Raw genomic sequence first — 24964 nt, forward strand, 5'->3', positions numbered from 1 at the left:
CGACGCGCCAGCCCGGCGAGCGGGCCGCGGGGGGCCGGCGGGGGGGGGGGGCGGGGGGGGGGGGGGGGGGGGGGGGGGGGGGGGGGGGGGCGCCCCCCCCCCCCCCCCCCCCCCCCACGGCCCGGCGGCCGGGGTCCGGCCGGGCGGTGGCTCCCGCCCGGCCGGGCTGCTGCTACGCGGCGACCGGTTCGCGTGCGGCGACGCGGCACCGGGTGAGTACGGTCTGCGCGGTCTCGCCGTAGATGCTGTGGTCCTTGACCGTGCCGGTCAGCTCGACCTCGTCGCCCTGGTCGGGGACATCAGCGGCGGAGCTGAACCAGACGAACACGTTGCCGCTCGGGTCCTGGAACTTCACCAGTCGGCGGCGCTGGGTGTGGTAGCCGTACGTCCGGCCTTCCAGCTCGACCACGGTGGTGACGGTGGCGTTGGTGGTGATGCGCTCGCCCACGGTGCCCTGCGGCTTGCTGTTCTGGGCGGCGCGCTCGGTGGCCTCCTTCTCCTGGTCGCGGTACCAACCCGCGATGGCGGACACCAGCGTCGGCAGGTGACGGGGGTCGACGGTCTCGCCCTTCGCCAACTGGCCCACCTTGTGGCGGTAGTCGGAGAGGCTGCCGTATCCCTGGACGGCCCATGCCCGGACGGCGGCGGCGGTGGTCGGCGCGTCGGGGTCGGCGTCGATGGCGGCCCGCCACTCCATCGGGGCCTTGCGGTCGAAGAAGTACGCTTCGACACCGTCGGCGGTCGGCATGGTGTTCTTCCACTGCTCGGACCGGCTGTAGAACCGGCCCTCCGTCTTGACGATGGCGGCGGTCACCCGCAGGACCTCGAACACCGGGACGCGGAGATCGGCCGGGATGCCGCCCTCTTCGCCGTCCCAATCGGAGTCCTTCAGCGTGCCGAACCGCCACAGGGCCTCAAGCCCCTTGATCGGCAGACCGGTGTACGGCTCCACGCACGTCGTGCCCAACTGCCGCATCTCGCCGTTCTCGTGGCGCGCGAGATAGGTGGCGGTGCGGTGGCGGGCGACGGCGCACCCGTGGCAGAAGTTCTCGATGGCGCGGTACTGGCGCGCGGCCTCGGCGTCCTGCTCAGGAAGTCCGGGGAACAGGCTGGTGATCGTCTCGCCCTCCTCGTCGTGGTCCAGGCGGGCGATGACGGTCCAGCCGTGGTGACGGGGGATGTCACCGGAGATCGTCACGGTGACGGTGGGGCGCTGGCCGATCAGGCGGCCGTCGATGTCGTGGTAGTCGGCAAGGAACGGCTTGGAGATGTCGAGCGCGTACGCGGTGAGCTGGTGGACGGCGGCGCGGGCGTTGGTGGCCTCGACAAGCTGACGGACGCGGGACTGGGCCGTGGCGGGGATGGAAAACCGCATGGCTGCGCTGGTCATCGTGGGTGCTCCTGCTGGTGAGAGAGGAATCGAGGGCCCGGCCGGGCGGGTTGCCCTCCGCCTGCGGCCGGGGTCGGGGCCGACTTGCGGCCCGTGGTGTCGGAGGAGGGTTGCCCTCCCTCTCCGACACCATTAATTAAACCATGTTTTGGGGTGTGGGGCAAGCATCCCGTCCGGGGATGTCGAGTGCGGCGCGGTCACGCAGGAACGCGGCGAACAGGGCGGCGGTGTAGCTGTCGGCGGTGCCGTACGTGCGGCGGCAGTCCAGCGCTCCGATGCGCTCGCCCCGGTGGCGGACAGGGAACGGCTGGCCGGGGGCCGGGATGGCGAGCGCGTACAGTCCGCGCGGGGTGTCCACGCGCAGGACGACGGCGGCGGCCTGGTGGTCGTAGGCGGCGGACCAGCGGGCGGGGCCAATGCCGAACTCTGCGAGTCCGCCCGCGATGGCGCGAGCCTGCATGATGTCGGCGGTAGTGCCGGGGTCGGGCTCGGCGGGGGCGGGGACGCATCCGCAACCGTGGTCGTCGGCGCGGGTCTCGAACAGAGCCGTACGGGTCACTGTGGGGCTCCTGGGGCGGCCGGGGGCGGGAGGGTTCCCGCCCCCCGGCGTCGGGCGGCTGAGGTGGTTAGGCGGCGGCTTCGTCGTCGCTGGCCGGGTCGTCGGCTTCCTCGGCCTCCGGCTCGCCCGTCTCCTCGTCGGTGCCGGGCTCCTGCTCGGCCTCCGGCTCACTGCCGGACGTGATCGCGCGGGGCTTCTTCTTCGACGGGTCGTAGGGCTCCTCATCCACGACCGACTGCTCAATGGGGGTAAGCGGGTACCCCAAGGACGCGAGCACCTGGAACCAGCGGCCGGTGGGCTTCCGCGTCCACGGGGCGTGCTGGCTGTCCGTCCGCCACGCCGACCGGTTCGCGCACTTCTCCCGGACTGCGGCGATGGCAGCGAACTGCAACTGGGGAGCGCGGCGCGGGTCCTTGGCGACGCGCCCGGCGAAGCTGCCCCGGTCCTTGGCCTGCTCGGCGTTCAGGCCCAGGAAACCGGCCAGGATCTCGGTCGTGCCCTCCTTGTTCAGGTCGTCGGAGATACCCCAACTACCGTTCAGCAGAGCGTTGTTCACGTGTCCGATCAGGGTGTTGGTGGTGGCCTTCGGGAGGTTGCGCCGCTTGATCAGGTCCGTGATCCACTTCCGGCGCAGGGCCTCGGCCGCGTCCCAGTCGATGTTCCCCTTCTTGACGGCGGCGCGGGCGGCGCGCTCGGCCTCCACCTGGGCGGCGGTCTTCGTGCCGCCGGTGCCGCTGCTGCCCTCGGGCACCGTGTGCCCGTACAGGCCGGGGGCGGAGCAGTAGGGCTCGTACCGGTCGCCTCGCCGCTCGTCGAACACCCACACAAGGCCCTTGCACTCGGCGTGCTCCTCGGTGCTGATGCCACGCAGTCGCCACACGGGCATGGCCCGCTCGGACAGCTCCTCGGCGTCCCTGATCTTCTGCCCGGTCGTCTCCAGCTCCGCGCGGTGGGCCTCGGCCTTGGTCCGCTTGTCGCGCTTGGTCCGCTCGATGGCGATGGCCCAGTCCACGTCTCCCTCGTCGGCGTCGTCCTCGGCGGCGGCTTCGGTGATCGCGGCGAGCGCATCGGCATCGTCGGCGAATTCCGAGAGCGCGGCCAGGTGCTCGAACGTCCACTCGTAGCTGCTCGCGCCGGTGACGGCGGCCGACAGCTTCTCGTCGGATCGGACCTTGACCAGAGTCTTGACGTCCTTCTGTCGCACGCCTGCGGCCTTGGCGATGCGGCCGACCTGCGCGCCCGCCTCGGCGGCACTGAACATGGCCTGGTTCATCTCGGCCGTGGTGAGGCTCTTGCGGTGCTGGGCGGTCGTGATCATGTCGAGGAACTGCCCGGCCTCGTCGCGGTCGTCGTCCTCCCACTCGTACGGCAGGTGAGTAAGACCCGCGTCCTTCGCTGCGTGGTAGCGACGGTTCCCGTCGTTGACCTGAAGTACTCCGCCGTCGAGCCGCTGGATCTTGACGGGGATGCGGCACCCCTCGGCGCGGAGCGATTCCACGAACGGCGCGTTGAGGTCGAGATCTTCCCGGGCGTTCTTCGGGTGCGGGGTGAGCGCGTCGATCCGGATGACGGGGCGAGGCGTGACCGGAACGGTCTCCAGCCCTGCGGCGACGGCAGCGGCCAGCCGCCGGAACCCGTCGATGACCTGCGGCACGTCACCGTTGGTACGCACGACGTACAGCGGTTCCACGACGCCGTTGTCCTTCACGTCGGCCACCAGATCGGCCGGGGCCTCGATGTCGCGGACGTTGCCGGGGTGCGCGGCCAGCTCGGCGACCGTGAGGATCGGCCACGGGGCAGGGGCGGTCTGGACGCCGGCCTGGGTCTTGGTGTGCGTCATCGGTCCTTCTCTTTCTGGTGAGAGTTCGTCGGGCCGTTCGGCCCGGGGGGGTGTCGGTCGGGGGGTTGCCCTCCCCCTCCCGACATCATTAATTAAACCATGTTCTTGAGGGTGGGGCAACCGGGGATGCCGTGATCGCCGTCACTCGGGTGCAGGGCTGCGGCGGCGCGGATCACGGCGGCGGCCTCGGCGGTGGTCCGCTCGGGCTCGTCCCCCCAGCACCACAGCAGGGTGCGCCGGTAGGCATCCTCGGTGAGCTTCAGCTTTCGCCACCGGACGCCGGACACGGGGCGGCCGTTGATGTGGTTGCTGAGCACCACAAGGGAGTCGAACAGGGCGCGTTGAAAGATGTCCCACGGTTCACCGCGTACGGACCAGCGGGGCCGAACGGAGCGCACGCCGCGTTCCCACGCGTGCAGCACGGTGCACGGGGCGGTGTCGCCCATCCGGCCGGGCTGCCAGAGGTGGTCACCCTGGTAGAGCCCAACCCGTTCGATGTGATCGGCGGCGGCCGTGAGGATGCGGGCGGGGGTGGCGTGCGGCTTCCGAGACGACATCGTTTCCTCCTGGCGGTGGTTGGTGACAGTCAAGCGCTGCTGCGCTGAGCGGACTTGGCCGTGATGGTGCACTCGACGCAGTGACACGGCGTCTGCCACTGCCAACCGGATGCGCAGATGATCGAGTAGGCAAGAGCGGCGGCTTCGCTGATCCGGCCAGTGCCGGGCTCCTTCGGGGTCGAGGCGGCCCACTCCTGGGGGAAGCTGTAGACCTGGAAGTAGTGGCGGCCGTTCTCGTCAGCCTTGTGGAATCGAGCCCATTCCATGTACATGCGGGGCTCCTCGGTGGGTGAGACGGTGACCGGGGGCGACAGACAGCCGCCCCCGGCCCTGACGGGGCTACGCGGCTATGGATCCGGCCGTGGTGCGGCCGATCCGCTTACCGCCGATGTCGGCGCGGCTTCCCGCCCTCCATCCGACCCCGTACCCGTTGCCGGTCACGGTCGTGGTGCCGCCCTTCCGCGAACGCGGGTACGCCTGCTTGTAGTTGCGCAAGACGACGGCCTTGCGATCCGCGAGCACGAGGGCCGCGCTGCGGCCGGTCACGCTGGTCTCCTCCCTGGCCTCTTCGCGTGCGCCGCGCTCGGCCTCCTCGATGCGGTCGCCCACCCGGTGGATGAAACCGAGGAGCCACGACCGCCGCCAGGCACGCGCACCCTGGCCCGGCGGGACCGACTGAGCGGCAAGTCCGCTGTTCATCTGAAGCAGAAGAGAGGTGTAGAGGAGTTCAACGCGCTGAAGGTCGCTCGCGTACCCGAAGATGTGCACCTGGCGGGCGGGGCCGCTGCCGTCCCGGCCAAGGTGGATCAGCTCACAGCCCAGCGCGACCGCGATGCGGTGGATGAGGCGGACCCGCTCCATCGCCCACGGGTTGTCCAGAACGATCTTGCGGTCCGTCGGGGCGTCGCTGGCCGGGTTGGCGTCGTTGAGCATCGCCTGTTCGACGCCATACTTCGCCATCATCTCGAACGCCCGCTTCCGGGCAAGCTCCGCCTCGGACTCCGGCGTACGGGGGTCCTCCGCCTTAGCGAGCAGAGCGCGGATAGTTTCGAGCTTCGCGGGGGCCTTCGTGGTGCTCACGTTCATTCTCCTGGTGAGAGAGGTTGTCGGCGGCCGGTCGGCCTACCGGGTGCCGGTCGGGGGTTGCCCTCCCTTTCCGACATCGCTAATTAAACCACGTTCTAGGGGTTGGGTCAACCCGGATACATGCTCTGACCTGCTCTTTTCCCGCCCACCGACCCGCACCCGCCCGGCCGGGCCCGGCCACAACGGGCCTGGGCGGGGTTCCCTCCTCGGTCGGACAGCTCCGCCGTATCAGGGTTCCGGGCGCGGTGTCCTGGCTCGCATAGCGACCGCGCAGCGGCTTGGCCTGGACGCCGTGCCCGGGTTCCTGATACGCCCCCTGGGTGTCCGGCCGAGGAGGGAACCCCGCCTTCACCTGCACCACAACGCTCCCGCACCCGACCGACCAGCCCCCTCCCCCTCCGAGGAGGACCCGCCGGAGGCAGCCTTTTCGCCCTCGCCGGCACCCTCGGCGAGTCGCGGGCTACTGAACAGCACATCGAGCCCCTGGCCTGGAATATCACGGATTCTCACGCTCCAGGGCCCAGAATCACATCGTTCGCGTTGCATCTACTTGCGCAGCTCCCGCAGTCCCGATGAAAATTATGTTCATGGCAAGCACGACCGACAGTCCGCTAATCCCAACCGCGAGGCCGAGCTTTATTCACTCTCGCCACCCAAGCATGACTCGAATTACCAGAAGTGCACGATTTCTCGCCGCCGGGTCAGGGTGGGCAAAGGCGACGATTGCGAGCGCGGATAGAAGAGCGACAAGACCAGTCGCCGGAAGCATGTAAGCGGTTGGCTCCATGGCTGCGACCGTACCACTAATTTCAGGGGCACAAGCCAGTCCCGGCGGATCATGTCAAGCCAAGCAGTTTAGTTTGGTTTAGTTTCGCTCACGCAACGAAACGAAATGCAATGCAATGGATTACTGGAATACCGGCGACAGAAATCCGGAAACAGATGGGACGGTTGGGGGCCGCCGGAGCGTCCGTCCCCAGTGGAGTGCGCGCGGCGGATACGCGTCTACTGCCAGTGAGGCATCGAGGGACAGCCTCGCCGCTCTCATGTCAGGGGCAACCAGTTCGGCGCACTCCTCAGGCTCGCGCAAAGTGGCCACAACGTGGCCACGGTTTGGCGTTGACATGCCACTAAACCTGTGCAGGTGCCTCGCAGAGACGTCAGCGCCGGTCAAAGTGGCGACGAAGTGGCCAAGGTTTGGCGTAGCGGTGCCACCTGATGCCAGTGCTCACTAGACGACATGCCTTCACACATCCGAGTCAGCGCGATGCAGCAGCAGGCAGCCAGTGCTGACGAGGCGTTGAGTCCGTGCGGTGGAGCTACAAAATGCAGGATCAAGCAATTTGCTCCTACATTTTGCGACCTATAGTACTTACAAGCCATTGAGTAACACCCGAACTAGCTACTGCCCCCACATCAAAATTCGACCAACATGGCGCTTGTGCAAGACCAAGACCACCGGCAAGCCCATTCTTCCTGGCTTTAGACCGAGAGGCATTACCGTGCCGCATCTGTTTCCTCATGGGCTCTCGCAGCCCTTATTGGTTGCGCTCCGCATGCTACCCGTGCTCTTAGTTGTGGCGCTGTCAGCCCCCGCCTGGGTGTCGTGGCCTTTCTTGTCAGACCGTCGACAAGAGCGAGTAATACAGATGACCAGAGAGCTGGCCGCGTGGGCGACGCGGTCTAGTTGGCCAGCTTGAGCATCACAGTTGGCCTCATAGGCGAACCTCATATCTGGACTCGGCGAATTGGCGTGGCTACTGAACTTGAATGCGTAATGTCGGTCTGATCACGGTCATCTACCCGTGGCGGTAGCGTGTTTGCCGATGCTCCGCTTGGCCAGCGATACCCATGCGTCCGCCATGCACCTGACATGAGCAGTGTGTCTCTACCGGGGTGGTGTTTGGGGACCACAGTTCCGGCGAGATCGGACGCCATCCCAGCCCGCGCGTGACTGTAGGGCGGCACGGAGTTCTGCCATTTGGTCAGCGGTACAGAACGGCAAGGGATGCGAGGAGGAGTGCGGCTGCGGCGGACAGTCCCAGGATCCGGTAGGGGCGCCATACCGTCAGCGCCAGCGCGGCGGCCCACACCGCTCCTGCGACGGTGGCCGGCCGCAATCCGGCCACTGACTCCGCGGCGTCCAGCGGGAGCGGCGCCAGCAGGAGTGTCGGCGGGATCACCGCTAGCCGGGGGTGGATGCCCAGAAGCCGATACGCCAGGATCAGCCCGACGAGCGCGATGGCGAACGAGGCGAGGAGCGAGACGTCCGGCCACACCGTCATACAGAAGCCCGGCGCGTTGGCGCAGGTGCGGGTGTCGTAGCGGTACGCCGAGTCCACCAACCCGAGCGACAGGTACGTGAGAGCGGCACCGGTTCCGGCGGCACCCACAACGCGCGTGGCCAGTCCCCTACCAGAAGGCGAAGAGCGCTCGTCGTGGCGCTGCACAGAAGTAGTGTCCATGACAGCATCGTTTCTCTTCGTCGCGGGGGGGGGGGGGGGGGGGGGGGGGGGCCGCCCCCCGCCCCCCCCCCCCCCCCCCCCGCGACGAAGGAAGGACCGGCCCTACGGGTCCTTCCCATGGCGGCCGATACCGTGGTGCCAGTGCTAGCCGAGTCCGGAGCCACCAAGGGCCGACTACTGCCCGGGGCGGACGACCCGACGTGGGAAGCGGTGCCGCTGCATCTGCGCCAGCAGCTGCGGGGCCCCGCGCAGGAGCTGGTGTCGCCCGCACGAGGGCCGCTAGCGACACGGGAGAACCGGCCGGCGCTGAGCGCGGTCCGGGCGGCCAGCCGGATGGGGATGACCGACGCGCACTGGACCCTGCTGCTTACCACCGACCGGCAGGCATTCGGTAGCCCGCACAGTCAGCGTGCTCAGGCGCTGTACGCGGCGCTGGAGCAGGTGGCGGCCCAGCACCCGACGCCCGGACCGGTTGGGTCGAGCATCAAGGCGGCCAACTGAAGCACTCCGACCACAGCGACGCTCATGGCGTGACGTGGCTGACTGGCGGACAAAATCGAACAAGTGCTTGAATCGAGCCATGCGACAGATTCCCGATGACCTGGCCCAGGCACAGGAGGAGTGGCACGCCACCTACCAGCAACTTGCCGTGTGCCCGCGCACCGCGCTCCGGCGGCGCCTGATCCACCTGTCCTCGGTAGTGCTGTTTCACCCCCACTATCAGGGGCAGCGGTCGGCTGGCTGGGCATCGCTGCACGGTGTACGCCATGTCCGAGCTGCCGCCTGATCCCCGCCGACTCCGGACGATCCTCGCGCACCTCGAACAGCAGCTTGCCGTCAATGACGCCGTCGCCGCGCACCTGGACGAGCAGCTCGCCGACAACAAGACCGTCGGCACGTATCTGCTGCTTCAGTGGAAAGCGGTGCAGGCTGCACTGGCCCAAGCTGAGGCCCCGACCCCGAGGCGTGCGAGTCGGCCAGTCAAGGGAGCCAAGGGACTCCCGGCCCTGGCCCAGACGCAGCCCCGAGTCGGGTTCGTCGTCCAACAGAAGCGCACCCCCACAGGACCTGAGCCAGCAGTAATCCACCTCGACGACTGCACGATGATCTCGGGTCCCCGGCACCGGATCAGGGCCGACGAGGCGCGAGCCGCGCTCACCGACCCGAACATCGAACCCTGCGAGTTCTGCCGGCCGGACACCGAACTGGGGCTTGACGTGGCCTAGGGCAGCGAAGGCGGGCGGTATCCACCGGATGCCGAGGCCCTGTGGTTCGAGATGTCCGCGGACCTGTGCCTACGGTGCGCGCGATGAGCAGCAATTTCGAACAGGACTGGGGGCTCGGGTGAGCACGACTCCGGCTGCATCAGTGAGCGCGGCAGAGCTGCGGCGGCGGGTTCGCGCTGTCGAAGCACTCCAAGCGAAGACGAGGGAGATGGCCGCGGCGAACGTGCTGACCACGCGCGAGGCCGCGGTGAAGGCGGCGCGAGCGAAGGACGAGGCCGACGTTGCGGCACGGGAGGCCGCCGCGGTCGTCCTTCGGTTGTTCGACAATGACGCGGATCTGGTCGCGGATCTGTTGGGTGTGCCGGCGGAGGAACTGGAGCGTGAGGCGAAGCCTGTTACCGCCGCTCGTGCCAAGGAGGTTATTGAGGCCCTGCGTGCCCGCGCCGAACGCCCGCCGCGTTCCCGCCGGGCCCCTAAGTCTCGGGCAGAGGCATCGCCTCAACCCCCTCCGGCCTTCGACACCCCGGCCCCGATCTCGGCATCGGACGACGGCCGGGCTGATGCCGCCTGAAAACGACTTCGGGCCCGGACTCTTCCCGCTCGCAGCGGTGAACCGGTCCGGGCCCGCTCCTGCTGACGAACAGCTTGCCCTCATCGGTGAACCAACGCCCGTACGCATACCAGCGGTTGAGTGGGCCAGCTGGCTGGCCAACGAGTCCGTTCGAGCACGTTACTGGGCCAAGGTCTACCGCACCGGCTCCACTGAGGACTGCTGGTTCTTCCTCGGCGGGATCTCCAGCACTGGCCATGCCAGCTTCAGGGCGGCCTCCCGACCGGGCAGGACTCGACGCGGCACGGTACCGGGCCACCTGTACGGCTATCAGCTCGCGCACGGCGTCATCCCTCGCCTCGGGTGGGGGACCGATAGCCCGACCGTCTGCCACACCTGCGACAACCACTGCTGCCAGCAACCCACGCACCTCCGACTGGGCACAGCAGCGGAGAACCGGGCCGAATGGCTGACCCGCCGTAGAGACCCGGGCAGCCCCCTCGCCGACCTTCGCGGCCCCGCCGGAAGATCCCGCGCGATCGGCGCCGCCATCCGGGCCGGCCAGGAACGCGGGGAGTCCGAAGCCGAGATCACAGCACGCATTCAGGCGGCGGTCGCAGCAGGCCGCCCCCTCAGTCTCTGGTGACACAAACGCTTGGAGAGAACATGACGCCCACCGGACCGCATCGTGCCATTGTGGACGTGCAGGATGGACGTTGGCGCCTGATCGTGGCGCCGCTGCCAATCGAGGACCCACGGAGGGGCCACCTCACGGACTCAGACCCGGTGCGGCCGGTCGTCGCCTGAGACCTGGGGCCGGCGGAGTACGGCTTCGCCCCCGCGTCATTCGGGCGTCGCCTGATCGAGAACGGGTTCATCATCGACCCAGCGGAGCGGCAAAGCCGGACACCGTCAACGGCTGGTCGCAGACCGACAAGCCCGACCGGTGGCAGACCGTCTGCTTCCCGACCTCTGAAGTGGTGGGCTGACCCCACGGTTTCCCCTGCGCAGCTCGGCCCGCTCCTCCTCGGAGCGGGCCGAGCTGCTTTGTGACGAAGAACATGTCACTTCGGACGCCGTGAGATGGGCCTCTGCTGCGTCATGCCTGCGTGCTGGTCAGGTCGCTGTCGGGGTGCTTGGCACAGACCTCCAGAGCCTCCACGCGGGCCTGCTCGAAGGTTCGGGTCACTGCCGACCTGTTGATGCCCCGGGCGTGTGCCTCGGTGCTGCCGCCGGTGCGGAACTCGGTCCGGAACTCGGCGGCCCGCGTCATGAAGTCGAACACGTCAGCTCGTCGCCGCACTACGTCATCCAGGTAGCGTCGGTAGGCCAACGCCATAAGGTGAAGCGCACAGAAGTCACAGAGAGTTGCCACCATCAGGCCAGGCAGGCGGCCCAAAACTCCCCGGTCGCACCCTCACCCCAGGGGGTTTCCAGGGAGTTCGAATACGAATCCAGGGAGTTTTCAGGGAGTTTCAGCGCGGGACGGGCCGGGACGTGGAGGGCTTTCGATTCCGTACAACAGTACAGGTCATCGCACTAACTCGCGAAGATCTCCGCAGGTCGGCGGCCCTTCCGCTGCCAGAAGACCGTCAACCGCATGCCTTCAGTATCCCGCCCCTGAGGGTGGGCCTGAGCCGGGACCCCTTGCCGAGACCGCTTTCCGCCCTACGGTCTGTCGCATGTCCGAAACAGGAGCTTCACCACTCCCTGCCACACCCCCGGCACGCTCCCCGCTCTTCCGCGCCGAGCACTTCGTCTGGCTCACCGCGCGCGTGCTGGAGCAGCGCCTCTTCGCGTACCACTTCCTGAACGGCGGCGCCGACCCGGTGGAGACCGCGCTGGACGCGTACCGCAACGAGGACGGCGGTTACGGCCACGCGCTGGAGCCCGATCTGCGCGGTCCGGTCAGCCAGCCGCTGCACACCGGGCACGCGCTGCGCGTCCTGGACGCCATCGGGCGCTGTGGCGGACAGCGGGTGGAGCGCGTGTGCCGCTATCTGACCTCCGTCTCCACGGCGGACGGCGCGCTTCCGGCGATCCATCCCAGCCAGCGCGGCTATCCGGCAGCACCCTTCATCCCGATCGTGGACGCCCCGCCCAGCGAACTCCTCGCCACGGGGCCGGTGGTGGGCCTGCTGCACCGCAACGAGGTCTGGCACGCCTGGTTGTTCAGGGCCACTGACTTCTGCTGGCATGCGGTCGAATCGCTGGAGAAGTCCCACCCCTACGAGGTCGAGGCCGCCGTGGCCTTTCTGGACTCCGCTGCCGACCGCCCGCGCGCGGAGGCGGCCGCCGGCCGCCTCGGCCGCCTGGTGCGCGAACACCGGCTCGCGGCGCTGGAACCCGACCACCTGGAGGCGTATCCGGTCGCCCCTGGCTACGCGCCCGGCGAGCACCACTTCCCGCACGACTACGCGAAGACGCCGAGTTCTCTGGCGCGCGCTTGGTTCACAGATGCCGAGATGACACGCTCCCTGGACTTCCTCGCGGAAGCGCAGCAGGAGGACGGCGGCTGGCCGCTCCGCTGGCGCCAGTGGGCACCGGGCATTGCCCTGGAGGCCCGCCCCATGGTGACCATCGAGGCGCTGCGCACCCTCAGGGCGCACGGGCGCCCCATCGGCTGACCCGGGAGCCGTCACCCGCCCATGGCGCGCACCCCGGCGGTCACCACCACGGCCGCCGCCACGACGAGCAGGAACGGGGCACGCAGGGCCAACGCCAGAGCGGCGGCCGCAAGCCCCGCAACCCTCGCGTCGAGCACCAGGGCGTGCCCGTCGGCGAAGGTCTGCTGGGCCGTGAGGGCGGCGAGAAGGGCCACCGGCAACAGCGCGGCCAGACGCCTGACCAGCGGCTTCTCGAGCGCGCCCGCGGGTACGAGCAGCCCGGCGAGCTTGACGGCGTAGCAGCCGAGAGCGGTCACGCCGATCGCGATCCAGGTGTTCAACGGTCTTCCTCTGGTACGTCGTTCTCGTGTGCTTCGTTGCATGACGTGCCCCTGCGGCGGCCCTCCAGGCAGAGAACGGCGGGCGCTGCCAGCGCGGCCACCAGGACGGGCACTCCGGCGGGCAGTACGGGCAGCAGGCCGAGCCCCAGGAGGACGGCGAGTCCTGCGACGGTCCGTTCGGTGCTGGTCTTGAGCATCGGCGCGAGAAGCGCCAGGAACACGGCGGGCCCGGCGGCGTCGAGGCCCCATGCGTCGGTGTCCCCGATGGCGTCGGCACCCAGGGCTCCGAGGAACGTGGTGAGGTTCCACAGGACGTACAGGCTGAGCCCGGTGACGGCGAACCCGATGCGCGTACTCCGGCGCGTGGGCTGCGCCAGTGCGACCGCGGTCGTCTCGTCGATGACCCACTGCGCTGCGAACGGCCGCACCGCGCGCGGGAGGGCCAGCAGCTGGGACAGGCGGAGCCCGTAGAAGGCGTTGCGCACGCCCAGGAAGAAGGCGCCTGCCGCTGCCGTGAGCGGGTTGCCCCCGGCCGCGAGCGCCCCCACCAGGGCGAACTGGGATGCACCGGTGAACACCAGGAGGCTGAGCGCGCAGGTCTGCAGCAGCGTGAGCCCGCTACCGGCCGAGGTCACTCCGAAGGCGAAGCCGGACAGTCCTACGGCGACGCCGACTCCGAGGGCGTCCCGTACGACGGCGGAGTCCGCTTTACCCCCGTCTTCGGGACGTATGTCTGCGAGAGCTGTCTGTTCTGCCACGCACCGGACGGTAGGAGCAGCCGCCCTCGCGCGTCTTGTACGTTCTTGCGCTCACGCCGGTATGCACCAGGGGGCACGCCGACGATCCGGGTGAAGTGCCGGTTCAGGTGCGGCTGATCGGTGAACCCGACGGCGACGGCTGCCTCGGCAGGCGTCGTACCGGCGTCCAGCAGCCGCCGCGCCTGCCGCACCCGTTCGTCCGTGAGCCAGGCGTGCGGCGGCATCCCATAGGCGCCTCGGAACGCCCGCAGCAACGCGAACGGGCTGGTGCCGAGACCTGCCGCAAGCCTCTCCAGGGTCGGCGGCTCGGCCAGCCGCTCCTGCAGCACGGCACGCGCACGTGCCGCGATCCGGGCACCCGCCGTCCGCACCTCCCGCTGCGGCAACGACCCGCCATTGAGCCGTAGCAGCCTTGTCACAGCGACCCGCAGCAGCGTGTCGGCGGCCAGCGCATTGCCGTCCTCCGCGGCCCGCAGCACCTGATGCACGAGCCCGACGGTGTACGGATCGTCGAGCACCGGACTGACGAACCCCGGCGTCCCACGAATGAGAGTCGCCTCGGCCGCGATCTCGGCCACCACCTCCGGCGACGGATACACGGCCCCGTACCGCCACCCCTCGGGCACCCCGGCACGCCCCGTGTGCGGCGTATCAGGATTGACCAGCGCGAGCGCCCCCGCCCCGGCGTACTGATCGGCCCCGCGGTGGTGAAAGACCTCGACCCCGTCCGCGATAGCGGCGATGACGAAGTGCTCGTGCGTGTGCCGCACAAACTCCTTGCGGATATACCGGGCGCGGAGCAGATCGACCCCCGGCAGCCCGGCGTACCGCCAGTGCCGCGCCGCCTCCTTCCCCGAACCAGCCATGCACCCATTCTCCGCCGGGCCAATGCAAAGCAGCCCGGAGTCCCGCACCCCCACCCACCCACCCACCCGCAGCCGCCGACGCACGGGAGCGGGTCGCGGCGGTGCGGCGCAGCCCGCCGCGTACCTGACCCCAGCCCCGGCCCACGCAGGCAACAGGCAGACGAACAGCGGGCGGCGGGCTCGCCGCACCGCCGCGCCCCCGACCCACAACGAACCCACAACCGCGCCCGGCTCACGCCCAGCGCAGCGGAACCGCAGGTCAGAGTCATTGTCAGTGGGCGGGTGCAGGATGGACGCATGGTCAGCTCCGCACACCGAGCCCTCGACGGCTTCTCCCCCGCGACCCGCGGCTGGTTCACGGGGGCCTTCTCCGCGCCCACCGCGGCCCAGGCGGGCGCGTGGCAGGCCATCGGAGCGGGCTCGGACGTGCTGGTGGTCGCCCCCACCGGCTCCGGCAAGACGTTGGCCGCGTTCCTCGCCGCCCTGGACCAGCTGGCCTCGACACCGCCGCCCGCAGACCCCAGGAAGCGCTGCCGCGTCCTGTACGTGTCGCCGCTCAAAGCCCTCGCGGTCGACGTCGAGCGCAACCTCCGCAGCCCCCTGACCGGTATCCGTCAGGAATCCGTGCGCCTGGGCCTGCCCGAGCCCGAGGTGAAGGTGGGCATCCGCTCCGGCGACACCCCCGCCGCCGAGCGTCGCGCCCTGTCCACCCGACCCCCGGACATCCTGATCACCACCCCGGAGTCCCTGTTCCTGATGCTGACCTCGGCCACGCGCGACGCGCTGACCGGGATCGAGACGGTGATCCTCGACGAGGTGCACGCGGTGGCGGGCACCAAGCGCGGCGCGCATCTCGCGCTCTCCCTGGAGAGGCTGGACGAGATCCTGCCGAAGCCGGCCCGCCGCATCGGCCTCTCGGCGACGGTCCGCCCGGTCGACGAGGTCGCGCGCTACCTCTCACCACGCCGCAAGGTGGAGATCGTCCAGCCGAAGTCGGGCAAGGAGTTCGACCTCTCGGTCGTCGTCCCGGTCGAGGACCTGGGCGAGCTGGGCGGTTCCCCGGTCGCCGACGGATCGGAGGGCACAGAGCGCCCGTCGATCTGGCCGCACGTCGAGGAGCGGATCACCGACCTCGTCCAGGCGCACCGTTCCACGATCGTGTTCGCCAACTCCCGCCGCCTCGCTGAGCGCCTGTGCAACAGGCTCAACGAGATCGCGTACGAGCGGGCAACCGGCGAAACGCTGGACGAGCACCACACCCCGGCCGAGCTCATGGGCGGATCCGGAGCCGCGCAGGGCGCACCACCCGTCATCGCCCGTGCCCACCACGGCTCGGTCTCCAAGGAGCAGCGCGCCCTCGTCGAGGAGGACCTCAAGGCGGGCCGCCTGCCCGCCGTGGTCGCCACCTCCAGCCTCGAGCTGGGCATCGACATGGGTGCCGTGGACCTTGTCGTCCAGGTGGAGTCTCCGCCGTCCGTCGCCTCCGGCCTGCAGCGCGTGGGCCGCGCGGGACACCAGGTGGGCGCGGTCTCCACCGGCGTGGTCTTCCCCAAGTACCGCGGCGACCTCGTCCAGGCGGCGGTGGTCACCGAGCGCATGCGTACCGGCTCCATCGAATCCCTGAAGGTCCCCGCCAACCCCCTGGACGTGCTGGCACAGCAGCTGGTGGCGATGACGGCCCTGGACACCTGGCAGGTCGACGACCTGCTCGCCACGGTCCGCCGCGCCGCCCCCTTCGCCTCGCTCCCGGAGTCGGCGTTCACGGCGGTCCTCGACATGCTCGCGGGCCGCTATCCGTCCGACGCGTTCGCCGAGTTGCGCCCGCGCGTGGTGTGGGACCGCGTCGCCGGCACGGTCACCGGCCGCCCCGGCGCGCAGCGCCTCGCCGTCACCTCCGGTGGCACCATCCCCGACCGCGGGCTCTTCGGGGTCTTCCTCGCCGGAGCCGACCCCAAGAAGGGCGGCGGCCGGGTCGGCGAGCTCGACGAGGAGATGGTCTACGAGTCCCGCGTGGGCGACGTCTTCACGCTCGGCACCAGCTCCTGGCGCATCGAGGACATCACGCGCGACCGCGTCCTGGTCTCCCCCGCGCCGGGCGTACCGGGCAGGCTTCCTTTCTGGAAGGGCGACCAGCTGGGCCGCCCGCTCGAACTGGGCCGCGCGGTGGGCCAGTTCCTGCGCGAGGTCGGCTCGCTGCCCAAGGAGGACGCCCGTCTGCGTCTCCTCGCGGCGGGCCTGGACGCCTGGGCCGCGGACAACGTCCTGTCCTACCTGGACGAGCAGCGCGAGGCCTGCGGTCACGTCCCGGACGACCGCACCATCGTCGTGGAGCGCTTCCGCGACGAGCTCGGCGACTGGCGGGTCGTCGTGCACTCCCCCTTCGGTGCCCAGGTGCATGCCCCGTGGGCGCTGGCGCTCGGCTCCAAACTCTCCGAGCGGTACGGCATGGACGCCCAGGTCATGCACGCCGACGACGGCATCGTGCTGCGCCTCCCGGACGCCGATCTCATGGGCCTGGACCTGCTCGACCAGGAGCCGATGAAGGCGGGCACGGAGTACGACGCCGACCAGGCACCCGTCGGCGCTGCGGACGTCGTCTTCGACAAGGGGGAGGTCGACCAGGTCGTCACCGACCAGGTGGGCAGCTCCGCCCTGTTCGCGTCCCGTTTCCGCGAGTGCGCGGCCCGCGCGCTGCTGCTGCCGCGCCGCAACCCGGGCAAGCGCACCCCGTTGTGGCAGCAGCGCCAGCGCGCATCCCAACTGCTCCAGGTAGCCAGTGAGTTCGGCTCGTTCCCGATCGTCCTGGAAGCAGTCCGCGAGTGCCTTCAGGACGTCTTCGACGTCCCCGGGCTGGTCGAGCTGATGGGCGACCTGGAGTCCCGCAAGGTACGCCTGGTCGAGGTCACCACCCCCGAGCCCTCCCCCTTCGCCCGCTCCCTCCTCTTCGGGTACGTGGCCCAGTTCCTCTACGAGGGAGACTCACCGCTCGCCGAGCGCCGCGCCGCCGCGCTCTCCCTGGACTCGCGGCTCCTGGCCGAGCTACTCGGCCAGGCGGAGCTGCGCGAGCTGCTCGACGCCGAGGTGCTGACCGAGCTGGAGCGGGAGCTCCAGTGGCTCACCGAGGACCGGCGCGTCAAGGACGCCGAGGGCGTCGCGGACCTCCTGCGCCTTCTCGGCCCGCTCACCGACGCCGAGCTGAGCGAGCGCGGCGCCGAGCCGCAGTGGGCCCAGGACCTGGCCGGCGCCCGCCGCGCGATCAAGGTCCGCATCGCCGGCGCAGACCACTGGGCGGCGATCGAGGACGCGGGCCGCCTGCGCGACGCCCTCGGCACGGCTCTACCGGTCGGCGTCCCGGAGGCATTCACAGAACCCGTGAAGGACCCGCTCGGCGACCTACTCGCCCGCTATGCGCGCACCCACGGCCCCTTCACATCGGCCACGGCGGCGGCCCGCTTCGGCCTGGGCGTGGCGGTCACGGACGGCGCACTACAACGTCTCGCTGCGAACGGCCGCGTCGTACAGGGGGAGTTCCATCCGGCGGGCATCGGTCAGGAGTGGTGCGACGCGGCCGTGCTGCGCCGACTGCGCCGTCGTTCCCTCGCCGCGCTGCGGCACGAGCTGGAGCCGGTCGCACCGGCCGCGCTCGCCCAGTTCCTGCCGCAGTGGCAGCACATCGGCAAGGGGCACGGACTGCGCGGTATCGACGGACTGGTGCGTGCCGTCGAGCAGTTGCAGGGCGCATCCGTGCCCGCGTCAGCCCTGGAGAAGCTGGTGCTGCCGTCCCGCGTCGCCAACTACACGCCCGCGATGCTCGACGAGCTCACCGCCGCCGGAGAGGTCGTCTGGGCCGGCGCAGGAGCCCTTCCCGGCAAGGACGGCTGGGTCTCCCTGTACCTGGCGGACGCCGCTCCCCTGCTCCAGCCCCCGCCGCACCCCCTGGAACTGACAGCGCTCCACCAGTCCGTCCTGGACGCCCTCTCCGGGGGTTACGGCCTGTTCTTCCGCCAGATCACCGACCAGGTCCGCGCCACCACACACCCCGAAGTCACCGATCCCCAACTGGCCGACGCCGTCTGGGACCTGGCCTGGTCCGGCCGCCTCACGAACGACACACTGGCCCCCATGCGCTCCCTGCTGGGTTCGGGCCGCACCGCGGGCTCCACGGCCCACCGCGCCAAGCGCAGCGTCCCACGCGGGCGTTACGGCTCCCTGACCGCCGCAGCCCGCCCCGCCTCCCGCAGCGGCCCGCCCACCGTCGCCGGCCGCTGGTCCCTGCTCCCGGCACGCGAGGCCGACCCGACGGTGCGCGCCCACGCCGTCGCCCGCACCCTCCTCGACCGGCACGGCGTGGTCACCCGGGGGGCCGTCTCGGCGGAAGGCATCGAGGGCGGCTTCTCGGCGACGTACCGGATCCTGTCCGCCTTCGAGGAGAGCGGCCAGGCACGGCGCGGCTACGTGGTGGAGGGGCTCGGCGCGGCACAGTTCGCGATGGACGGCGCGGTGGACCGCCTGCGCGCGGTGTCCAACGCCCGCGACCGCGGCGAAACCCTGCCGCAGCCGTCGGCCGACGGCACGCCGAGCGGCTTCCCCGCCACCCCCTTCGGCTCGCCCCACGGCTCCGGCGGTCCCGACGCCTTCGACTGGACGGACGGCTTCGAGTCGGGGGGTGGCGCCGCCCGGAGCGGGGACCGTGCCCGCGGAGACCGGCCCGAGTCCGACATCACCGGCTTCGAGGACGACTTCGGCCTCCCGCCCACTCGCGCCTTGCGCGACGAATACGTCTCGCCCCGCGACCTCGCGTCCCCAGGCGCAGGCGGCCCCCGAAGCGGCCCCGGCTCGACACCCGGCTCGTTCGGCTCCGCTTTCCCGGTTCGCCGCCCCGCCCCCGACTCCCGAGCCGTGGTCCTCGCCGCCGCCGATCCGGCGAACGCGTACGGCGCGGCGCTTCCCTGGCCGGAGCCCCCGACCGGCGCGGGCCACAAGCCGGGCCGAAAGGCGGGCTCTCTGGTGGTCCTCGTCGACGGCGAGCTGACGCTCTATATGGAGCGCGGCGGCAAGACGCTGCTGGCCTGGCCCGCCGACCCGGAAGGCACCGCCACCGACGACCCACGCCTGCAGGCAGCCGCTCAGACCCTGGCCGCAGCCGCCCGAGCGGGCTCCCTCGGCACTGTCACGGTGGAGCGAGTCAACGGCGCCCCGGCCCTCACGTCCCCCATCGGCACCCTCCTGGAAGGAGCAGGCTTCATCGCAACCCCCCGCGGCCTGCGGCTCAGGGCCTGACCGCAAGCGCCCCAGCTGTCCGAGCCCGCGAGCGCCCACCCGTGCCACCCTTGACCCATGCCCGAAGGAGACACGGTCTGGCAGACGGCGAGACGCCTGCACGACGCGCTCGCCGGCAAGGTGCTGACCCGCAGCGACTTCCGGGTGCCCAAGTACGCCACGACCGACCTCACGGGCCGTACGGTCCTGGACGTCACCCCGCGCGGCAAGCACCTCCTGACCCGTATCGAGGGCGGCCTGACGCTCCACTCGCACCTGAGGATGGACGGCTCCTGGAAGGTGTACGCGAACGGCCGGCGCTGGACCGGCGGGCCGTCCCACCAGATCCGCGTGATCCTGGGCAACGCGGACGGCACGGCCGTCGGCTACCGCCTCCCCGTCCTCGACCTCCTGCGCACCGCGGACGAACAGCGTGCCGTCGGCCACCTCGGCCCCGACCTCCTCGGTGCGGACTGGGATCCGGAGCAGGCGCTCGCCAACCTCCTCGTCGACCCCGCACGTCCCCTCGGCGAGGCTCTCCTGGACCAGCGCAACCTCGCCGGCATCGGCAACGTCTACAAGAGCGAGCTCTGCTTCCTGCTCGGCGCCACCCCCTGGCTCCCCATCGGCGCACTGCCCGCCGACCGTGCCGCGAAGCTGCCCGCGCTCGCCAGGAAGCTCCTGGAGGCCAACCGCGACCGCCCGGTCCGCAGCACCACGGGCCGCCGCGGCCAGGACCTGTTCGTGTACGGCCGCGCACCCCGCCCCTGTCTGCGCTGCCACACCTCCGTTCGCGTGGCCGACCAGGGCGACGGCTCCCGCGAACGCCCCACCTACTGGTGCCCGAACTGCCAGACGGGACCGGCGCCGAGCGCCGCCCCATCCCGCGGAACTCCACGCCGTACAACTAATTGACGACCCGTCAGAAACCCTCGTACCGTCCCTTCATGGCCGTCAAGGCGTACGAACTCACCGGACGCACCGCATTCGTCACCGGAGCGGCCGGCGGCATCGGCCGCGCCTCGGCCGTGCTGCTCGCCGAAGCGGGCGCCACGGTCCACTGCGCCGACCGCGACGCCCAGGGCCTGCACGAGACAGCGACCCTGATCAAGGACGGCGGCGGCACCGCCCGTGTCCACCACCTCGACGTCACCGACCGGGCGCAGCTCAGACAGGCCGTCGAGTCCTGCGAGCGCCTGGACGTGATGGCCGCGGTCGCCGGGATCATGCACAGCAGCCCGGTCCTGGAGACCCGGGACGAGGACCTCGACCGGGTCCTGAACGTCAACTTCAAGGGGGTCCTGTACGCCTGCCAGGAGGCCGCCCGCCTGATGCTCGACCGGAAGACCGGCGGCAGCATCATCACCATGGCCTCGGGTGCCGTCGACACCGGCCGCCCCGGCCTGCTCTGCTACGGCGCGGCCAAGGCGGCCGTCGTCCAGCTGACCAAGACCCTGGCGAACGAGGTCGGCCGGCACGGGATCCGGGTCAACGCGGTCGCGCCGGGCTGGATCCGCACCCCCATGACCGACCGCCACGAGGCCGAGGCGCAGGCCCAGACCGAGGCGCTGATGGCCCGGATGTCGCCGCTGGGCCGGGTCGGCGAACCGGAGGACGTCGCCCACACCGTGCTGTATCTGGCCTCCGACGCCTCATCGTTCACGACGGGCCAGATCCTGCGTCCGAACGGCGGGGTGGCGATGCCATGGTGACACGGGCCGTCTGCCAGGCCCCCCGCCAACGCCCCGTCCCCACGGCCCCCGTCGCCCGCGCCTTCGGCACACAGTGCACCGGCAGCAGACTCAGCCCCCATCCGCCGGCGGCGACCGCCCCCTCCAGCACCCCGGCACCGGGCGCGAACGCAAGCCGCAGTACCGCCCACCACCACAGCACCCCGAGCCCGAGAACCGCCCCCCAGCGCACTGTCGGCCGTGCCATGGACGCCACCTCCGGCCCCGAAGCTAGACCGCCGCCGTCACCCCCAGGGAGGGCGCACCGACGGCACATGGGCGCAACGCATCGCAGGCATCCACCATGACCGCCCCGAGCCACACCGGCAAACGGGCCCGGACAGCCGTACAAGGCACTCCGACAACACGAAAACCCCGACCGCACCTCCCCAGTCCTTCCTGGGGAAGCCCCGGCCGGGGCCTTGCACGTGCACGTCGGCTCACGCAGCCACGCGCGTGAACGTCACGCGGCGACCACGTCCACCGCCTCGGCGGGCGCCTTGATGGTCACCCGTTCCGGTGGCACACCGGTCACCGACACGGAACCCAGCATCGGACGAACCGGCGCGGGCACAGACTCGGTGGCCGCAGCAGACTGGGCCAGCTCGGCGAGGGCAAGCTCGTCGCTCACTTCTCGCATGAGCTCGGACATCCGTACGTCCAGCGCGTCGCAGATGGCGGAGAGCAGCTCGGAGGATGCCTCCTTCTGCCCCCGCTCCACCTCGGAGAGATAGCCGAGTGAGACTCGGGCGGACGAGGAGACTTCGCGCAGAGTACGGCCCTGGCGCTGGCGCTGCCGACGCAGCACGTCACCCAGCAGGCGACGGAGCAGAATCATCGGTGGCTCCCTCCTCGGACCGCGTAGCCGCATCCTTCACCCCCCACCGTACCGCCTCGCGCTGCGGCCGTGCGGGGAGCGATGTCGTGTTCACTCAGGGCTGCAAACATCAAAACCCCCCGTTCTGTTCCGTATCCTGTGCCGGCTCATTCCCGGACCGTTCGCTCGCGAGCTCCTTCAGGAGCAGTGCGAGTACGCTCCGTACACTCTCCATACGAATTTCCGCGCGGTCGCCGTTCAACCGCAGGGCCTCGACTTTTCCGCCACCGGCAGAACCGGAATCCGCTCCGAAGGGGCCGTCCACGGCCACGAAAACCGTCCCGACGGGCTTCCCGTCCTGCGGTTCCGGGCCCGCGACACCGGTCGTCGCGAGGCCCCAATCGGCGCCGAGCGCCTTGCGTACGCCGACCGCCATCTGGGCCGCGACCTGCGGATCCACCGCTCCGCGCTGTGCCAGCAGGGTGGCGTCGACACCCAGCAACTCGTGCTTCAGCTCGGTGGCGTAGGCGGTCACCGAACCACGGAACACCTTGGACGCTCCGGGGACGGCTGTGATTTCCGCCGCAACCAGCCCGCCGGTGAGCGACTCGGCGACCGCGAGGGTCTCGCCCCTCACCGTCAGTAGTCGCACCACGTCGGCGGCCGGAGAACTCACGCTTCCGTCTCCTCCAACGCGGCCTTGCGCTCGGCGATTCCCTGCCTGCGCAGCACAATGGCCTGTCTTACATAGTCGAGTCCGGTCACCACGGTCAGGACGACCGCCGCCGCCATCACCCAGAACCTCAGGGTGGCCAGCCAGCCCGTCAGCGCCAGGACGTACATCCCGACCGCGACGCCCTGTGTGAGCGTCTTCAGCTTGCCGCCGCGGCTCGCCGGGATGACGCCGTACCGGATGACAAGAAAACGCAGCAGCGTGATTCCCAGTTCCCGGCCCAGGATGACGATCGTCACCCACCACGGCAGGTCGCCCAGCGAGGAGAGACAGATCAGTGCCGCGCCCATGATCGCCTTGTCGGCGATGGGGTCGGCGATCTTGCCGAAGTCGGTGACGAGGTCGTAGGTGCGCGCCAGATGACCGTCGAAGAGGTCGGTGATCATGGCGATGGCGAAGGCCGCCCAGGCCAGGGAGCGCCATGCCGGGTCGTACCCGCCGTCGGCCAGCATCAGCGCGACGAAGCCGGGCACGAGGAGCAGCCGGAGCATGGTGAGCAGGTTGGCGATGTTCCAGACGCTGGCCTGGTTGACGGCCGCGGCCACGACCTTCGCGCCCCGCGCGGGCTTCGCGTCGCCGGCCGGTTCGGAATCGGCGCCGTCGACTCTCGGCGGACCCGCCTTGGAGGAGCCGTTCGCCGCCGATGCCGGTACTCCGGTCATCTGCCCGCCTCCTCACTACACCCGAGCGAGCCCGCCAGCGGCTCGGCCACCAGGTCGACACCTTCCGTACCGACCACCTTCGCCTCGACCATACGGCCGACGCTCAGACCTGCGCCGCTCGTGAGCAGCACCTGGCCGTCCGTCTCCGGCGCCTGGTGCGCCCCGCGGCCGTACACGCCCTCCTCGTCCACGGACTCCACGAGCACATGCACGGTCTCGCCCACACGCTCCTCGGCACGCTGGGAGACGAGCTCCTCGGCCAGCCGGGAGACACGTGCCAGCCGCTCTGCGACGACGTCCTCGTCCAGCTTGTTCTCGTACGTCGCCGCCTCCGTGCCCTCCTCGTCGGAGTAGCCGAAGACGCCGATGGCGTCCAGCCGCGCGCCGTTCAGGAAGCGCTCCAGCTCCGCCAGGTCGTCCGCGCTCTCGCCCGGGAAGCCCACGATGAAGTTGGAGCGCACGCCCGCCTGCGGGGCCTTGCTCCGGATGGTGTCGAGCAGCTCCAGGAAGCGGTCGGTGTCGCCGAAGCGGCGCATCGCGCGCAGCACGCCGGGGGCGGAGTGCTGGAAGGACAGGTCGAAGTACGGGGCGATCTTCGGCGTCGAGGTCAGGACGTCGATCAGGCCGGGACGCATCTCGGCCGGCTGGAGGTAGCTGACGCGCACGCGCTCAAGGCCGTCGACCTCGGCGAGCTCCGGCAGCAGGGACTCCAGCAGGCGGATGTCGCCCAGGTCCTTGCCGTACGAGGTGTTGTTCTCGGAGACCAGCATGATCTCCTTCACGCCCTGCTCGGCCAGCCACCGCGTCTCGTTCAGCACGTCGCTCGGGCGGCGCGAGATGAACGAGCCGCGGAAGGACGGAATGGCGCAGAAGGAGCAGCGCCGGTCACAGCCGGAGGCGAGCTTCACCGAGGCGACCGGGGCGCCGTCCAGCCGGCGGCGCAGGGGCGCACGGGGACCGGAGGCGGGCGCCAGCCCGTCCGGCAGATCCACCGGAGCGTGTCCGGGCAGCGCGACCGCGGTCGCGGACTCCTGGCGCTCCGCGGGGCTGATCGGCAGCAGCTTGCGCCGGTCGCGCGGGGTGTGGGAGGCGTGGATACCGCCGTTCAGGATGGTCTGCAGACGGTCGGAGATGTCCGCGTAGTCGTCGAAGCCGAGTACTCCGTCGGCCTCGGGGAGGGCCTCGGCGAGCTCCTTGCCGTACCGCTCGGCCATGCAGCCCACCGCCACGACGGCCTGGGTTCTGCTGTGGCCCTTGAGGTCGTTGGCCTCCAGGAGGGCGTCGACGGAGTCCTTCTTGGCGGCCTCGACGAACCCACAGGTGTTGACGACGGCGACGTCCGCTTCCGCGGCGTCCTCCACGAGGTCCCAGCCGTCCGCCTCCAAGCGGCCTGCGAGCTCCTCCGAGTCCACCTCGTTACGGGCGCAGCCAAGGGTGACGAGTGCGACGGTACGGCGTTCAGGCATGCGCTCAAGACTACTTTGTCTCACTGACAGCCCACGTCGACGGGGTTGGCCGA

Annotated in this window: 24 protein-coding genes; 8 read left to right on the forward strand and 16 right to left on the reverse strand. The window is 70.4% G+C overall.

Annotation, left to right across the window (positions count from 1 at the left end; genetic code table 11):
* Positions 1-172 precede the first annotated feature (172 nt).
* The 7 genes from ACFY10_RS52675 to ACFY10_RS52705 all read right to left on the reverse strand — a co-directional run bounded on the left by ACFY10_RS52675 (position 173) and on the right by ACFY10_RS52705 (position 7897).
* Positions 173-1390 carry a hypothetical protein gene (locus tag ACFY10_RS52675; protein WP_390672563.1) on the reverse strand — a complete coding sequence of 406 codons (1218 nt, stop codon included), beginning with the start codon at positions 1388-1390 and terminating at the stop codon, positions 173-175.
* Positions 1391-1526: 136 nt separating this feature from the next.
* A complete protein-coding gene (locus ACFY10_RS52680) occupies positions 1527-1949 on the reverse strand; it encodes a hypothetical protein (RefSeq protein WP_390672564.1) in 423 nt (140 codons plus the stop codon).
* Positions 1950-2016: 67 nt separating this feature from the next.
* Positions 2017-3789, reverse strand: coding sequence for a ParB N-terminal domain-containing protein (locus ACFY10_RS52685; protein WP_390672565.1), 1773 nt, complete (start codon positions 3787-3789; stop codon positions 2017-2019).
* A gap of 92 nt (positions 3790-3881) precedes the next feature.
* The gene (locus ACFY10_RS52690) at positions 3882-4346 is read right to left on the reverse strand and encodes a DUF6197 family protein (RefSeq protein ID WP_390672566.1); all 465 of its coding nucleotides are present in this window, start codon (positions 4344-4346) and stop codon (positions 3882-3884) included.
* Positions 4347-4375: 29 nt separating this feature from the next.
* Positions 4376-4618, reverse strand: a complete 243-nt coding sequence (locus tag ACFY10_RS52695; RefSeq protein ID WP_390672567.1) for a hypothetical protein — start codon at positions 4616-4618, stop codon at positions 4376-4378.
* A gap of 67 nt (positions 4619-4685) precedes the next feature.
* Positions 4686-5426: a DUF2786 domain-containing protein gene (locus tag ACFY10_RS52700; RefSeq protein ID WP_390672568.1), complete on the reverse strand. Its 741-nt coding sequence runs from the start codon at positions 5424-5426 to the stop codon at positions 4686-4688.
* A gap of 1991 nt (positions 5427-7417) precedes the next feature.
* Entirely contained in the window at positions 7418-7897 is a 480-nt protein-coding gene (locus ACFY10_RS52705) for a hypothetical protein (protein ID WP_390672569.1), read from the reverse strand.
* 141 nt (positions 7898-8038) lie between these two features.
* On the opposite strand from ACFY10_RS52705, the gene ACFY10_RS52710 reads away from it, so the two are divergent.
* The 4 genes from ACFY10_RS52710 to ACFY10_RS52725 all read left to right on the forward strand — a co-directional run bounded on the left by ACFY10_RS52710 (position 8039) and on the right by ACFY10_RS52725 (position 9694).
* The gene (locus ACFY10_RS52710; protein ID WP_390672570.1) at positions 8039-8398 is read left to right on the forward strand and encodes a hypothetical protein; all 360 of its coding nucleotides are present in this window, start codon (positions 8039-8041) and stop codon (positions 8396-8398) included.
* Positions 8399-8477: 79 nt separating this feature from the next.
* On the forward strand, positions 8478-8684 hold the full coding sequence (locus ACFY10_RS52715) for a hypothetical protein (RefSeq protein WP_390672571.1): 207 nt from the start codon (positions 8478-8480) through the stop codon (positions 8682-8684).
* On the forward strand, positions 8665-9123 hold the full coding sequence (locus ACFY10_RS52720; protein ID WP_390672572.1) for a DUF6233 domain-containing protein: 459 nt from the start codon (positions 8665-8667) through the stop codon (positions 9121-9123). The genes ACFY10_RS52715 and ACFY10_RS52720 overlap by 20 nt, the downstream gene beginning before the upstream one ends.
* A 208-nt stretch (positions 9124-9331) precedes the next feature.
* Positions 9332-9694: a hypothetical protein gene (locus tag ACFY10_RS52725; protein WP_390672573.1), complete on the forward strand. Its 363-nt coding sequence runs from the start codon at positions 9332-9334 to the stop codon at positions 9692-9694.
* 1078 nt (positions 9695-10772) lie between these two features.
* On the opposite strand, the gene ACFY10_RS52730 is transcribed toward ACFY10_RS52725, so the two are convergent.
* A complete protein-coding gene (locus ACFY10_RS52730) occupies positions 10773-10958 on the reverse strand; it encodes a hypothetical protein (RefSeq protein WP_390672574.1) in 186 nt (61 codons plus the stop codon).
* A gap of 397 nt (positions 10959-11355) precedes the next feature.
* On the opposite strand from ACFY10_RS52730, the gene ACFY10_RS52735 reads away from it, so the two are divergent.
* Positions 11356-12300 carry a hypothetical protein gene (locus ACFY10_RS52735; RefSeq protein WP_390672575.1) on the forward strand — a complete coding sequence of 315 codons (945 nt, stop codon included), beginning with the start codon at positions 11356-11358 and terminating at the stop codon, positions 12298-12300.
* 11 nt (positions 12301-12311) lie between these two features.
* Here ACFY10_RS52735 and ACFY10_RS52740 read toward each other — a convergent pair whose 3' ends face one another.
* The 3 genes from ACFY10_RS52740 to ACFY10_RS52750 are packed head-to-tail and all read right to left on the reverse strand — an operon-like array spanning position 12312 to position 14244.
* Positions 12312-12620, reverse strand: a complete 309-nt coding sequence (locus ACFY10_RS52740) for an AzlD domain-containing protein (protein ID WP_390672576.1) — start codon at positions 12618-12620, stop codon at positions 12312-12314.
* A complete protein-coding gene (locus ACFY10_RS52745; RefSeq protein WP_390672577.1) occupies positions 12617-13378 on the reverse strand; it encodes an AzlC family ABC transporter permease in 762 nt (253 codons plus the stop codon). Before ACFY10_RS52745 ends, ACFY10_RS52740 begins: the two co-directional genes overlap by 4 nt.
* A complete protein-coding gene (locus ACFY10_RS52750) occupies positions 13279-14244 on the reverse strand; it encodes a helix-turn-helix domain-containing protein (RefSeq protein ID WP_390672578.1) in 966 nt (321 codons plus the stop codon). The genes ACFY10_RS52745 and ACFY10_RS52750 overlap by 100 nt, the downstream gene beginning before the upstream one ends.
* Before the next feature lie 297 nt (positions 14245-14541).
* Here ACFY10_RS52750 and ACFY10_RS52755 point away from each other — a divergent pair, with 297 nt between their 5' ends.
* The 3 genes from ACFY10_RS52755 to ACFY10_RS52765 are packed head-to-tail and all read left to right on the forward strand — an operon-like array spanning position 14542 to position 21215.
* Entirely contained in the window at positions 14542-19524 is a 4983-nt protein-coding gene (locus ACFY10_RS52755) for an ATP-dependent helicase (RefSeq protein WP_390672579.1), read from the forward strand.
* Between the two features lie 57 nt (positions 19525-19581).
* The gene (locus ACFY10_RS52760) at positions 19582-20418 is read left to right on the forward strand and encodes an Fpg/Nei family DNA glycosylase (RefSeq protein WP_390672580.1); all 837 of its coding nucleotides are present in this window, start codon (positions 19582-19584) and stop codon (positions 20416-20418) included.
* 32 nt (positions 20419-20450) lie between these two features.
* Positions 20451-21215 (forward strand): SDR family NAD(P)-dependent oxidoreductase, encoded by a 765-nt coding sequence (locus ACFY10_RS52765; protein ID WP_390672581.1) that lies wholly within the window; start codon positions 20451-20453, stop codon positions 21213-21215.
* Here ACFY10_RS52765 and ACFY10_RS52770 read toward each other — a convergent pair.
* The 5 genes from ACFY10_RS52770 to rimO form a co-directional block, all read right to left on the reverse strand.
* Positions 21163-21441: a hypothetical protein gene (locus tag ACFY10_RS52770; RefSeq protein WP_390672582.1), complete on the reverse strand. Its 279-nt coding sequence runs from the start codon at positions 21439-21441 to the stop codon at positions 21163-21165. The genes ACFY10_RS52765 and ACFY10_RS52770 overlap by 53 nt on opposite strands.
* A gap of 255 nt (positions 21442-21696) precedes the next feature.
* The gene (locus ACFY10_RS52775) at positions 21697-22071 is read right to left on the reverse strand and encodes a helix-turn-helix domain-containing protein (RefSeq protein ID WP_016432287.1); all 375 of its coding nucleotides are present in this window, start codon (positions 22069-22071) and stop codon (positions 21697-21699) included.
* A gap of 109 nt (positions 22072-22180) precedes the next feature.
* A complete protein-coding gene (locus tag ACFY10_RS52780; protein WP_390672583.1) occupies positions 22181-22726 on the reverse strand; it encodes a CinA family protein in 546 nt (181 codons plus the stop codon).
* The gene (pgsA, locus tag ACFY10_RS52785) at positions 22723-23445 is read right to left on the reverse strand and encodes a CDP-diacylglycerol--glycerol-3-phosphate 3-phosphatidyltransferase (RefSeq protein ID WP_390672584.1); all 723 of its coding nucleotides are present in this window, start codon (positions 23443-23445) and stop codon (positions 22723-22725) included. The genes ACFY10_RS52780 and pgsA overlap by 4 nt, the downstream gene beginning before the upstream one ends.
* Positions 23442-24911, reverse strand: coding sequence for a 30S ribosomal protein S12 methylthiotransferase RimO (gene rimO / locus ACFY10_RS52790; RefSeq protein WP_390672585.1), 1470 nt, complete (start codon positions 24909-24911; stop codon positions 23442-23444). Before rimO ends, pgsA begins: the two co-directional genes overlap by 4 nt.
* Positions 24912-24964 lie beyond the last annotated feature (53 nt).

The sequence above is a fragment of the Streptomyces sp. NPDC001401 genome, from assembly GCF_042895385.1.
In the GTDB taxonomy this organism is placed as follows: domain Bacteria; phylum Actinomycetota; class Actinomycetes; order Streptomycetales; family Streptomycetaceae; genus Streptomyces.